The organism is Corynebacterium sp. MSK122 (genome assembly GCF_030229435.2).
GTDB classification, from domain to species: Bacteria; Actinomycetota; Actinomycetes; order Mycobacteriales; family Mycobacteriaceae; genus Corynebacterium; species Corynebacterium marquesiae.
This window is the reverse complement of the sequence record NZ_JASPHV020000019.1, coordinates 15,370-26,851: the sequence shown is the minus strand read 5'-3', so window position 1 is coordinate 26,851 and position 11,482 is coordinate 15,370. Positions and strand designations below refer to the sequence as shown.

General features: G+C 61.3%; 10 protein-coding genes. 2 read left to right on the top strand and 8 right to left on the bottom strand.

Going from position 1 to position 11,482, the window contains the following annotated elements; translation table 11 throughout:
- Positions 1 to 23 precede the first annotated feature (23 nt).
- Genes QP934_RS08740 through trmB form a run of 5 tightly spaced genes read right to left on the bottom strand, consistent with a single transcriptional unit; the run spans position 24 to position 4,903 of the window.
- On the bottom strand, positions 24 to 353 hold the full coding sequence (locus QP934_RS08740; protein WP_419127329.1) for a DUF3054 domain-containing protein: 330 nt from the start codon (positions 351 to 353) through the stop codon (positions 24 to 26).
- Positions 350 to 1,366, bottom strand: a complete 1,017-nt coding sequence (locus QP934_RS08735; RefSeq protein WP_419127328.1) for a lysylphosphatidylglycerol synthase transmembrane domain-containing protein — start codon at positions 1,364 to 1,366, stop codon at positions 350 to 352. The genes QP934_RS08740 and QP934_RS08735 overlap by 4 nt, the downstream gene beginning before the upstream one ends.
- Positions 1,367 to 3,520, bottom strand: coding sequence for an MMPL family transporter (locus tag QP934_RS08730; RefSeq protein ID WP_419127327.1), 2,154 nt, complete (start codon positions 3,518 to 3,520; stop codon positions 1,367 to 1,369).
- Positions 3,521 to 3,532: 12 nt separating this feature from the next.
- Complete coding sequence (locus tag QP934_RS08725; RefSeq protein ID WP_419127326.1) at positions 3,533 to 4,126, bottom strand: NYN domain-containing protein; 594 nt, start codon at positions 4,124 to 4,126, stop codon at positions 3,533 to 3,535.
- Entirely contained in the window at positions 4,127 to 4,903 is a 777-nt protein-coding gene (gene trmB, locus QP934_RS08720) for a tRNA (guanosine(46)-N7)-methyltransferase TrmB (RefSeq protein ID WP_419127325.1), read from the bottom strand.
- Between the two features lie 348 nt (positions 4,904 to 5,251).
- On the opposite strand from trmB, the gene QP934_RS08715 reads away from it, so the two are divergent.
- Positions 5,252 to 7,075, top strand: coding sequence for a phosphoenolpyruvate carboxykinase (GTP) (locus QP934_RS08715; protein WP_419127324.1), 1,824 nt, complete (start codon positions 5,252 to 5,254; stop codon positions 7,073 to 7,075).
- A gap of 45 nt (positions 7,076 to 7,120) precedes the next feature.
- Here the strand turns inward: QP934_RS08715 and QP934_RS08710 are convergent, their stop codons facing one another.
- Positions 7,121 to 7,864, bottom strand: a complete 744-nt coding sequence (locus QP934_RS08710; RefSeq protein WP_337888876.1) for a class I SAM-dependent methyltransferase — start codon at positions 7,862 to 7,864, stop codon at positions 7,121 to 7,123.
- Positions 7,865 to 7,888: 24 nt separating this feature from the next.
- Between QP934_RS08710 and QP934_RS08705 the strand changes: the two genes are divergently transcribed.
- Positions 7,889 to 8,998: a glycosyltransferase family 4 protein gene (locus QP934_RS08705; RefSeq protein ID WP_419127323.1), complete on the top strand. Its 1,110-nt coding sequence runs from the start codon at positions 7,889 to 7,891 to the stop codon at positions 8,996 to 8,998.
- Here QP934_RS08705 and QP934_RS08700 read toward each other — a convergent pair.
- Together QP934_RS08700 and QP934_RS08695 are read right to left on the bottom strand one after the other, a co-directional pair.
- On the bottom strand, positions 8,913 to 10,331 hold the full coding sequence (locus QP934_RS08700; protein WP_337888878.1) for a hypothetical protein: 1,419 nt from the start codon (positions 10,329 to 10,331) through the stop codon (positions 8,913 to 8,915). The genes QP934_RS08705 and QP934_RS08700 overlap by 86 nt on opposite strands.
- Entirely contained in the window at positions 10,321 to 11,475 is a 1,155-nt protein-coding gene (locus tag QP934_RS08695) for a DUF3068 domain-containing protein (protein ID WP_419127322.1), read from the bottom strand. The genes QP934_RS08700 and QP934_RS08695 overlap by 11 nt, the downstream gene beginning before the upstream one ends.
- Positions 11,476 to 11,482: the final 7 nt, after the last annotated feature.

Sequence of the window (11,482 nt, the reverse complement as noted above, 5' to 3'; positions counted from 1 at the left end):
GAGGGTTAAACCCTCCTTCTTTTTTATTTGCGGGCGAAAAGCCGCCAGCCAAAGAAAAATAGTGCGGACATCACCGTCGCTACGATAAGGAAGCTCCAGTGCGGCAGGCGGCCGTTGACGAGCATCCACAGGGCCATGCCGCCCACGACGGTGCTCAGCCAGACGATGCCGCCTTCCTTCCACTTGCCCTGCGCTTTGGTAGCCAGGATGATGGCCCAGCCGATAAGCGCGCCTACGGACCAGGGCCAAAAGGCATCTACCCAGGTGGAAAAACTTAGCCCGCCGTGGGCGAGGCGGGCGGCCACGGCGAAGAGCATCAGGGCGATGATATCGATAACGGGGGCGATTCTCATGCGTTTTCCTTTCGGTTCAAGGCGGCGTAGGTAATGCCCTTGCGGGCATAGTGCCAGAAGTAGATTACCCAGCCAATGATGGTGATCAAGGCAAAGGAGATAAGGCGGTAGATGATGGCCGCGCCGGTAGCGTCCACCGCGGTCATGCCCGTGGCCACCAGGGTGGCGATGATGGCGGCTTCCACCGTACCGAGGCCGGCCGGCGTGACCTGAGCAGAGCCGGCAAGCTTAGCGGTGAGATAGGCCAGCGCCACGCCGGCCATCGTCGTGGTGTCCTCGCCCGCGTGCAGGGCGGGCAGGTGGCCGGTAACGGCCCACACGCAGCCCCAAAGCGAAACCATATCGATCAGCCGGTTGGCCAAGGAATAAAAGGATACCCAGGCGAATTGGCGGCGGGTAAGGTGAACTTCCTCCAGATTCTTGACCTGATCCACGATCGCTTCGCGCTTGGAGCCCTTAATGAGCTTTTGGCGGTTGAGCCAGCGGATGATGGTATCCGGATGATTGGTCAGCCAGAACAGGCCGCCAGAAAGCGCCAGCATGAGCACCAAGGTGCCGATGAGGGACCACAATGCCATGTCGGCATTGAGGAAAAGCACGCCGCCCAAGCCGATGAGCACGAGCCACATCGTGGAAATTGCAGAGGACAGCACGAAGAACCAGCCACACAGCATGACGGACGCGCCCCACGTGCGTTGCACGTAGAAGGTGAGGATGGCGGAAAAGGCAGGGCCGGCTGGCAGTGTGGTGGACCAAGCATTGGCGGCTAGCGTCAGTGCTGCGGTTTCTGAGGCTGGTACCTTGACGCCACCGGCGCGAATGAGCAGACGCATGACCTCGCCCATGGCGAGTACCGCCACGATGGCGGCGATGATTACTAGTGCTATCGCGGCCGGGTTGGAATCGGACAGCCGCGAGAAGCCTTCGCGCAAGAAGTCCAGCTCATCGCGGAAGACATACACTAAGACAAGCAGGACGATGAGCGAGGTGATGAGGCGCAGCCAATTCTTCACTTACTTACCCCCTTCGAGGCGTTGTTTGAGTTCAGTGAAGGGAACAGTTTTGCTGCGGTGGGTGGTACCGCCGGTCAAGGTGGTGGTGGCGTGGCGCAGCCAGCTGGGGGCCCACCAGTTATCCTCGCGCAGCAAGTGCATGACGGCCGGGACGAGGAGCATGCGGACAATGGTGGCGTCGATAAGCAGGGCAAAAATCATGCCGTAGGCAATGTATTTCATCATCACGATATCGGAGAAGCCGAATGCGCCGGAGACCACGATCATGATAAGCGCCGCTGCGGTGATGATGCCGCCGGTATGCGCGGTGCCGGCCGCAATGGACTCGTCGGTGGAAGCGCCGCGCCGGCGGGCCTCCACCATACGGGAGACCAAAAAGACCTCGTAATCGGTGGACAGGCCGTAGACAATGGCGATGATAAGCACCAAGATCGGGCTCATGAGCGGGCCGGGCGTGAAGTTGAGGATGTCCGAGCCCAAGCCGGCAACAAACATCAACGTCAGGATGCCCAGCGTTGCGCCCAAGGTCAGCAGTGTCATCACAATGGCCTTGAGCGGCAGTACGAAGGAGCCGAAGACTAAGGCCATGAGCAGGAATGTAGCCAGCACCACGTAGAGCGCCATCCACGGCAGCGTGTGGAAGAGCGCATCGAGGGACTCCACCTCCATGGCGGGAGTACCGCCCACGTAGAGGTTCACACCCTCAGGGGCCTTGACCTTTTCCAGTTCGTGCACGATCTTCGCGTAGTCATCGCGGTCTTCAATGCCGGCGGAAAGGACGGTAGTGCCGTCCTTGGTGGCGGTCGTCGGCGCCATGGGCTCGGTGAGGCCGTCGAGGCCGCGGACCTGCATGACGACGTCGACAAGCTGCTGGTTCGAGGCATTTTCCACCACGAGCTTGACCGGCTCCGTGCGGAAAGCTGGGAACTCTTCGTTGAATTTATCCTGGGCCACGCGGGTGTCCTGGTCGGGCGGCAGGTAGGACTCGTTGATGCCGCCAAAGGTGATGCTCATGACTGGCAGGGTGAGCGCGATGAGCAGGCCGCATACGGCGATGGTCAGTCCGCGGGCATGGCGCATGGCCCAGCGCGGAAGCTTATACCACCAGGTGTCCTGAATAGTGCGAGCCGTCCGCGAGGTACGGCGCACGGACCAGGTATCGATCTTGGGGCCGAGCATGCCAAAAATGGACGGCAGCACGGTGACCGAAAGGAGCGCGGCCAAGCCGACCGCAGAAATGGAGCCATAGGCCACGGACTTTAGGAAGGCCTGGGGGAAGAGGAAGAGGCCGGAAAGCGCAACGGCGACCATGGCCGCGGAGAAAACCACAGTTTGACCGGCTGTCGCGGTGGTGGTGGCCACGGCTTCCTCGGTGGAGCGGCCCTTATCCAGCTCCTCGCGGAAGCGCGAAACCATAAAGAGGCCATAATCGATGGCTAGGCCGAGCCCCAGCAGCGTGACGACGGCCTGGGCAAAGACATTGACCTGCGAGAAGCCAGCCAGGATGGACAGGATGCCCAAAGAACCCAAGATGGAGAGCCCGCCGACCACCAGCGGCATGCAGGCCGCAACGACGGAACCAAAGACCACCAGGAGGAGGATTCCTACCAGTGGAAGGGCGGCCTTTTCCGCGCGGGAAATATCGTGGGACATTCCCTCATCAAGGGCATCAGCAACCGCGGTGGCACCCGCAATCTCCACCGGTGCGGTGGTATCCGTGAGCGCGCTCTCGATGGCGCGGAAATCCTTCAGCGTCTGCTCGTCATCGCCTTTCAGGCCGATGGAGGCGAAGGCCAGCGAATGATCGGCATTGACCAGGTTCGGGTTCTTTGTATCGAAGTAGCTGGTCACCGAGTCAATCTGGTCCGGGTACTTCGATTTTAGCTGCGCCAAGTGCTGCTTGGCGGCGTCGAAGTTCTCATCGGGGGAATGGAAGAGCAAGATGACATCGCCGGAGTTATCGCGGCCGAATGCTTCCTGCTCAATCTGGGCCGCGCTTGTCGACGCCGCATTGGGATCCTCCCAGCCCTCCTGGCTCATGCGGTCATCGAGCTGCAAGCCAAAGCCGATGAAGAGCGCAAGGATTGCGGCGACGATGATGGCGGGGATGAGTCGGCGGTGCGCATAGGAAAAACGTCCCCATTTTTCAAACATTGGGGCAGCCTCCTAGCGGTTATTAAGCAGCGCAGCCAGGGGACGGAATGGCTGCAGCCATGCACCACCCTCGGGCAGGTTATCCAGGTTTACGCGCGGTAGCGGCTCGCGGAATACGCCCTCGATATCCTCCAGGTCCACAAAATTGATATCTGCGTGGCCTACGGCCCACGCGGCATGCTCGTGGAAACCGAGGACCGTCACTGGAAGGTCTTCCGCGCTGAGCTCTTCCAAAGGTTCCTGGAAATTCTGGCCATCGGCGGAGGCAACAATCACGCCGGCTAGATCTTCACGGAGGCTTTCGATGTGGTCGAGCATGTCCGGATCTACGTCATCGTCTTCGTGGATCTTGGGCTTGGCAAAAACGCCGAAGCCCACGTTGCGGATGGCTTCTACCCATGGGCGGATGACATCGGCGCCGCCCGGGGTGACATTAGTAAAGACATCGGCGCGCGGTTCCGCATCAACATCTTGGGCAAGGTGGACCAGCCAGCGGCCGATTGCATCGAAGCGCGGGCGGTGTGCGGCGGTGGGGCGGCCGCCGAGTAGGGAGCCTAGGCCCATGTCCATATTGGGCGCATCCCAGACAAGTAGGTAGGTGCTCATTTATTTCTTCTCCCAGAGGTACTCCGTGATGACGTGTTCTTTATCTAGGCCCTTGCCCTCAAACTTGGTGATGACCTGACGGTCCACTAACTGCGGGCACTCTGGCCACGGCCAGCCCTTGTAATCCAGGCTTGGCTCTACGTTCACAAGCTCATCGATCCACTCGGCGTATCCGGTGTGGTCGGTAGCAACGTGCAGCACGCCGCCCTTTTTTAGGCGGGAGGCAAAAAGGTTGAGTGTGCCCGACTGGATGATGCGGCGCTTGTGGTGGCGGGCCTTTGGCCAGGGATCCGGGAAGAAGACGCGGATGCCATCAAGGGATTTCGGCGCAAACATGCGCACCATGACCTCGATGCCATCGCCGCGAATCATGCGGATATTGTCGATTCCCTCGCGCTCGATCTGGCCCAATAGCTTGGCCAAGCCCGGCTTGTAGAGCTCGACGGCGATGATATTGGTATCGGCCTCCTTCGGCGCCATGGCGGCGGTAGAGGTACCGGTACCGGATCCGATTTCCACGATGGTCTTGGCGCCGCTGCGGCCAAACCAGGCCTCGAGGTCAATGACCTCGTTTTCCAGCGTGCGGCCTAGCTCTGGCCAGCGCTTTTCAAAAAGCGCATGCTGATTGTCGGTCAACGTGCCGCGGCGGAAGGTGACGTTGCCTAGGCGTGGGTAATCAAGATCGTTGTGGAATACGGCATTGAAGTCGGTCTGTGGTGGGCGCCCTGGAGGCATTTCTCCAGCGCGGGTGTTTTGAGAGTTATCTGTGTTATTCATTGCGGCCTATTTTTCCCTGCTTAGCCTTGCCAAGCAATACGCCGTGCCGTGGGTCACGTGTGGAGAGGTCAATCCTGGTATAACCAGTGGGCCCGGTTGGGGGTGGAAGATGATTGTTTAGGTTGCCGCTGAGGAAGGGGATAGACCCCCAGACAGGGGGATGGGAAAAGGCGATTTTTAACACAGTATCTGTGGTTGCGCTTGGTGAAGTTCTGGTAAACGCGATGGATATAACCGGTGTGACAAAATCTGCGCAAATTATTCGGACAAGCACGTTAATCTTGAGGTGGAAAGCACAGTTGGGATTTATTTCCCCAATTTTCACACCCACCCTCAGGAGAATTACTAATGACCACCACTATCCCAGGGCTCGTCGGAGAGCTGCCGACTAAAAACGAAAAGCTTATCGGCTGGATCAGCGAGAATGTTGAGCTTTTTCAGCCGGACCAGGTGGTCTTTGTAGACGGTTCCCAGGACGAGGCTGACCGTTTGGCCGCAGAGCTGGTGGAAAAGGGCACGCTTATCAAGCTGAATGAAGAAAAGCGCCCTAATTCCTACCTGGCTCGCTCCAATCCTTCCGACGTTGCCCGTGTGGAATCCCGCACCTTCATCTGTACAGAGAATGAAGATGGCGCTGGCCCCACCAATAACTGGGCCCCGCCAGCTGCGATGAAGGAAGAAATGACGGAGGCATTCCGTGGCTCCATGAAGGGCCGCACCATGTACGTGGTTCCTTTCTGCATGGGCCCTATTAGCGATCCGGAACCAAAGCTGGGCGTGCAGCTGACTGACTCCGCCTATGTGGTGCTCTCCATGCGCATCATGACCCGTATGGGTGCGGAAGCCTTGGACAAGATTGGTACCGACGGCGATTTCGTCCACGCCCTGCACTCCGTGGGCGCCCCGCTAGAGCCAGGCCAGGAAGATGTGGCGTGGCCATGCAATGACACCAAGTACATCACCCAGTTCCCGGAGACCAAGGAAATCTGGTCCTACGGTTCCGGCTACGGCGGCAACGCCATCCTGGCGAAGAAGTGCTACGCGCTGCGCATCGCTTCTGTCATGGCTAAGGAAGAAGGCTGGATGGCTGAGCACATGCTCATCCTGAAGCTCACCAACCCAGAGGGTAAGAAGTACCACGTTGCGGCCGCCTTCCCTTCGGCATGCGGCAAGACCAACCTGGCCATGATTACCCCGACCATTCCGGGTTGGAAGGCTGAGGTCGTCGGTGACGATATTGCCTGGCTGCATCTGCGCGAGGACGGCCTTTATGCCGTAAACCCGGAAAATGGTTTCTTCGGCGTGGCCCCTGGCACCAACTACGACTCCAACCCGATTGCTATGCAGACCATGGAGCCGGGCAACACCATCTTCACCAACGTTGCGCTTACCGACGACGGCGATGTCTGGTGGGAGGAAATGTCCAAGGGGGCACCAGAGCACCTCATCGACTGGACCGGTCAGGATTGGACTCCGTCTTCCTCCACTAAGGCTGCGCACCCGAACTCTCGTTACTGCGTTCCGATTTCCCAGTGCCCGAGCGCCGCTCCGGAGTACGACGATTGGCAGGGCGTGAAGATCGACGCCATTCTCTTCGGCGGCCGCCGCAAGACCACCGTTCCGCTGGTAACCCAGGCCTTTGACTGGAATCACGGCACCATGATCGGTGCCCTGCTGGCCTCTGGCCAAACCGCTGCAGCAGAAGGCAGCGTCGGCGCCCTGCGCCACGATCCGATGGCTATGCTTCCGTTCATGGGCTACAACGCTGGCGACTACCTGCAGCACTGGATCGATATGGGTGAAAAGGGCGGCGACCGCATGCCGTCTATCTTCCTGGTTAACTGGTTCCGCCGTGGCGACGACGGCCGCTTCCTGTGGCCGGGCTTCGGCGAGAACTCCCGCGTGCTCAAGTGGATCGTTGACCGCATTGAGGGCAACGTTGAGGCCGAGGAAACCGTCGTGGGCCACACCGCCCGCGCCGAGGATATCGACCTCGAGGGTATCGACTTTGATATCGAGGACGTTCGCGCCGCTCTTGCCGTCAACCCAGAGGACTGGGAAGGCGATATGCAGGATAACGCCAGCTACCTCAACTTCCTAGGCTCCCGAGTGCCATCGGAGGTGTGGGACCAGTTCCACGCCCTGAAGGAGCGCGTAGAAAACGCCTCTTAAAAACTAGGCTCAGCTAGCCCCCAGCGACGTCGGCGTTGCTGGGGGCTACTTCTGTAACACCAACGTCAAGTTAGACACCGCAAACTCCCGCACCCCTGGCACGCGGGTTAGCCACCATGCCCAGCTGGGATGGTAGCGGGGGAAGGCGAGTTGGAGCGCGCCGGTGCGCTGTGCCCAGTGGAGGCCGACGGAACAGGGGACGTCGAAAAGCGAAGTGCCATAGACATTCTTGGGCGGATGGCCGTGGCGGCGGGTATAGCGGTCGCGGGCAAACTCGCCGCCCACATAGTGCTCCCACAGGCCGGTCTCGTGGCCGCCAAAGGGGCCCAGCCACACCGTGTAACTCAGGATGGTCAGTCCGCCGGGGCGGGTCACGCGCAGCATCTCCTCGCCCATATCCCAGGGATTGGGGATGTGCTCGGCCACGTTGGAGGAATAGACCACGTCAAAGGAATCATCGGCAAAGGGCAGGTTGGTGCCATCGCCGCGCACGGAATTGCTCAGGTGGATGCCGGCCGCAGACATCTCGCCGGCATCCGGCTCCAATCCCACATAGCGGGCGCCGCGCCGAGAAAAGGCGTCCGCAAAATAGCCCGGGCCGCCGCCGACATCGAGCACCCGTGCTCCGAAAAGCTGCACGCCCAAGTCGCGGCCGAGGTTATCAACCAGCGCGGCCGTATCCTCCGCGAGCCCGCCGTAGAAAATCTCCGGGCGCGTCTGCTCAAAGCGGAAGGAATGCAGCAGCTGAATGGAGCGGCGGAGCGTGGCCATCTCACGGGTATGTCTCATAACCCACTAGGCTAATACCTCACGATGAAGATTCTTTTACTATGCTGGCGCGATTCCACCCACCCACAAGGCGGTGGTTCGGAGCGCTACTTGGAGCGCGTAGGCGAGTACTTAGCATCCCAAGGCCACGAGGTGGTCTTTCGCACCTCCAAGCACATGAATGCCGCCCACCGCGAGGTGCGCGACGGCGTGCGCTATAGCCGCGGAGGCGCCAAATTCGGCGTATATCCGCGTGCCTGGGTGGCGATGCTGGCCGGCCGCCTGGGGGTGGGAGACCTGCGCGGGGTGGATGCGGTAATCGATACCCAAAACGGCATCCCCTTCTTCGCTCGCCTGGTGTCCGGGGCGCCAACGGTGCTGCTTACCCACCATTGCCACCGCGAGCAATGGCCGGTAGCGGGCCCTCTCCTCGGGCGGCTCGGTTGGTTCCTCGAGTCCCGAGTGGCCCCGCGCGTCTACCGCGGCGCACCTTATGTGACCGTGTCTGAGGCCTCTCGTGAGGATTTAGAGGCGTTGGGCATTAAGGGCGCGCACATCATCGCCAATGGCCTGGACCCCGTTCCGGACCACGTTCCTTCCCTGGAACGAGAGGCCGAGGTGCACCTAGTCACGCTCTCGCGCCTAGTGCCGCATAAGCAGATCGAGCATGCCATGGATACAGTGGCGCAGACCCCGGGCGCGGTCCTGGACGTCATCGGCTCCGGCTGGTGGGAGGCTAACCTGCGTTCCTATGCCGAGGAGCATGGAGTAAGCGATCGCGTGCGCTTCCGCGGCCAGGTGACCGAGGACTATAAGCACGCTTTGCTGGCCCGTGCCGATGCCTTGCTGATGCCCTCGCGTAAAGAGGGGTGGGGTTTGGCAGTAATGGAGGCAGCCCAACATGGAGTTCCCACTGTAGGTTATATGTTTGGCCTGCGTGACAGCGTTATCAACGGCAAGACCGGCATCCTGGTAGAGCGGGAAGAGGACTTCGTGGCGGCCACTAAGCAGCTGCTTGCCGATGCCCCACTGCGCCGCACCCTTGGCTCCAACGCGCGGGATTTTGCCGCTAGCTTCTCGTGGGAGAAGACCGGCGAGCAATTCGCGGAATTGCTGCAAAGGCTAGTAGCGGACACGCCATCCACAGGGCGGTAAGCGCCCATGGAACCTGCGGCTGCGGCGCGTTCGTTTCCGCGGCTATAGCACCGCCCACCACGACCACACCAACGCCGAGCTCGGTCAGCTGGTTCATATCGTGCTCTTTCCACGCGCGCAGCGCCGCCCGGTACTGCGGCGAGGCTTGGTCCACCACGGTCCCGTCTACGCTTAATTCCCCCGATTCCACCATAGCCACCGCCTTGGAGTAGGGGTCGACGGCCACGCCGCCGGGAACTTCCACGAGGTTGGCGCGTTCTGGGAAGAAGGCCACGCGGCCGTCAATCGCGCGCACCAACTGCTCGTCTATCCCCGTATCCCGCGGCGCGAGCACCGCGAGTCGTCCCGGAACGGGCAGCAGCTGCACGATTGCAGCCACGGTTGCCAGTGCTGCCGGAAGATTCGGCAGCGCCCCCAGCGAGGCCACATAGAGCGGCAACGCCAGCATGGTCAGTTTTCCGCTATCGCGCAGCAGCGCCGCCCCCGGTACGTGATCGATGAACCACACCAGAGCACCGGGAACCAGCCAGAAGAATATCGCCCCGCCGAGACCAATCGCTGCGAGGATGCTCAACCGCGCGGGAACCCGCCACGCCCCGAGTACGGCGATGACCGCCACGATGACGCCGCACACGGCGAACCCGATTGCCGCCTCTGCATTCCAGATGCCGCCGAGCCGCAGCAGCGCGCCCGCAGTGCCGACGTAGTCTTCTGCCCGCGGGCCAAACGCGGCCACCGCCGCTTCGGTATCGCCGGGCGCGGCGGGATGGAATATGCCCGGAATGGCCCACGGCAAACACAAGACCACGCCGCCGAGCGCTACCCGCTTGCGGCAGGTCACCGCCGCGGTCACCACGGCAAAGAGACCACCCGTAGGGGTAAGCGAAGCTCCCCACATAGCCAGCCACGCCACCCAGCTGTGCCTTCTTCCTGCCCACGCGATGACCGGCAGCAGCCACGCGGCCACCGCAAGCGACCACTGGCCCTGCAGGAGACGCTCGATGACGAAGGGATTGGCCACCGCCACCGCCATCGCGCTCACCGCGGCGACTGTAGAGCGTGCCCAGCGCGCCGCAGTGAGCGCGGAGGACGCGGCGGCGGCAAAAATGAGCACCCGTGCCGCCCACGCGCCGCCCACGAGAGCAAGGAAACCATCTTGCGGTGCATTGCGGGCGGGCAGACTGCCGCCACCAAAGGCAGAAGGGGAAAGCGCCGGATGGTCAAGCAACGCCATATCGCGCCACAAGAATTCGCCGGGCAAAGCAAAGGGCCAGCACACCGCGGCCACAAGGAGGGCGCCCCAGCTAAGAAGTAAAAGACGCTTAGCCTTCACGGTGTCGGCGCATGTACATATAGGCGGCACAGAGCAATAGACCAACGCCGATGGCCTTGCCGGCCCAGCCGACCACCATCAAGGCGCGAATGGTGCGAATGACCGGGCGCACCTCATCAAGGCGCTCCGCGCGGGTCTCATCGGACCAGCGCAGATCGGCGGCAAAGATGGAGCGGTCCTCTGTATCGCCATTCGCCACCATGGTGCCAGCCTGCTTTTCGTCCGCCGCGAAGAAGATCTTGATGTTCTCGCGCAGGTCCACCATGGTGCCGGTGGTGGGTTCGACGGAGATATCGCGGCCGATGGTGTAGAAGGGCTCTACCGTGACTCGGTCAGTGGCATCCAGGCCGAGGAGTTCGCGCGACTCGGCGTCGTAGAACCGCTTCGCCGGTCCGGAGATACGAAAATCCTCGGCCGCTAGCTGCCTCTCACCGGTGCCAGTATCGACCTCGGCGGTAATGCTTTTGCGCATATCAGCCAAGGAAACGGGCTGGATATCGTGGTGGAAAGAATAGGTGGGGATACCGTCGAGCTTTTCCGTCGTGGTGAAGTCCACCGCCGTGGAGGATTGCGTCGCTAGGTCGAAAAACGGATAGGACCGCTGCTCGGTACCGGAGGGAAAGAAGTAGTTGATCCCATCGCGCTCGAAGTCGGTGCGGGCCATGCCGGTATCCAAAGCCGGTAGGACAAATTTCCATTTATCCTTTGGCGCCGCGACTGGGTAGGTGGACTCGCGATTCAACACGGAATGCTCCGTGATTTGGGCAAGGGGAGTATCCCCGGCGAGCAGGCGAGAGAGTGAATCGGAGTCAGCGAGCGCATCATCTTCTGCCACCTCGGAGGTGGTGGTATTGCGCTCGATAGTAAGCAGGTCGTGGTGCAGGTAGCACCACATGGGCGCCTGCTTTTCCTGGCACTGCGGGTCCTTGCTATCGCCGGAGGCTTTGGCTCCCGCGATGAACTCGGGCGCTTCCATCCACACGCCGGCCGATGGGGCGGTGACGGTGTTGATGTTTTGGTCGAAGGCCAGCGGCCGGGTCTGATTGTTATACAGTGGCGGAACCACGGTACCCAGCACCAAGAAAATGACGGCGGCAATGACAACCCACGCCAGTGGCGAGCGTGGCCAAAGGTAGCGTTTCATTGCAGTA

What these genes read in the sequence shown, in the direction of transcription:
- QP934_RS08740 (WP_419127329.1), bottom strand. Translation starts at nt 353, where the DNA reads ATGAGAATCGCCCCCGTTATCGATATCATCGCCCTGATGCTCTTCGCC.
- QP934_RS08730 (WP_419127327.1), bottom strand. Translation starts at nt 3,520, where the DNA reads ATGTTTGAAAAATGGGGACGTTTTTCCTATGCGCACCGCCGACTCATC.
- QP934_RS08725 (WP_419127326.1), bottom strand. Translation starts at nt 4,126, where the DNA reads ATGAGCACCTACCTACTTGTCTGGGATGCGCCCAATATGGACATGGGC.
- trmB (WP_419127325.1), bottom strand. Translation starts at nt 4,903, where the DNA reads ATGAATAACACAGATAACTCTCAAAACACCCGCGCTGGAGAAATGCCT.
- QP934_RS08715 (WP_419127324.1), top strand. Translation starts at nt 5,252, where the DNA reads ATGACCACCACTATCCCAGGGCTCGTCGGAGAGCTGCCGACTAAAAAC.
- QP934_RS08710 (WP_337888876.1), bottom strand. Translation starts at nt 7,864, where the DNA reads ATGAGACATACCCGTGAGATGGCCACGCTCCGCCGCTCCATTCAGCTG.
- QP934_RS08705 (WP_419127323.1), top strand. Translation starts at nt 7,889, where the DNA reads ATGAAGATTCTTTTACTATGCTGGCGCGATTCCACCCACCCACAAGGC.
- QP934_RS08695 (WP_419127322.1), bottom strand. Translation starts at nt 11,475, where the DNA reads ATGAAACGCTACCTTTGGCCACGCTCGCCACTGGCGTGGGTTGTCATT.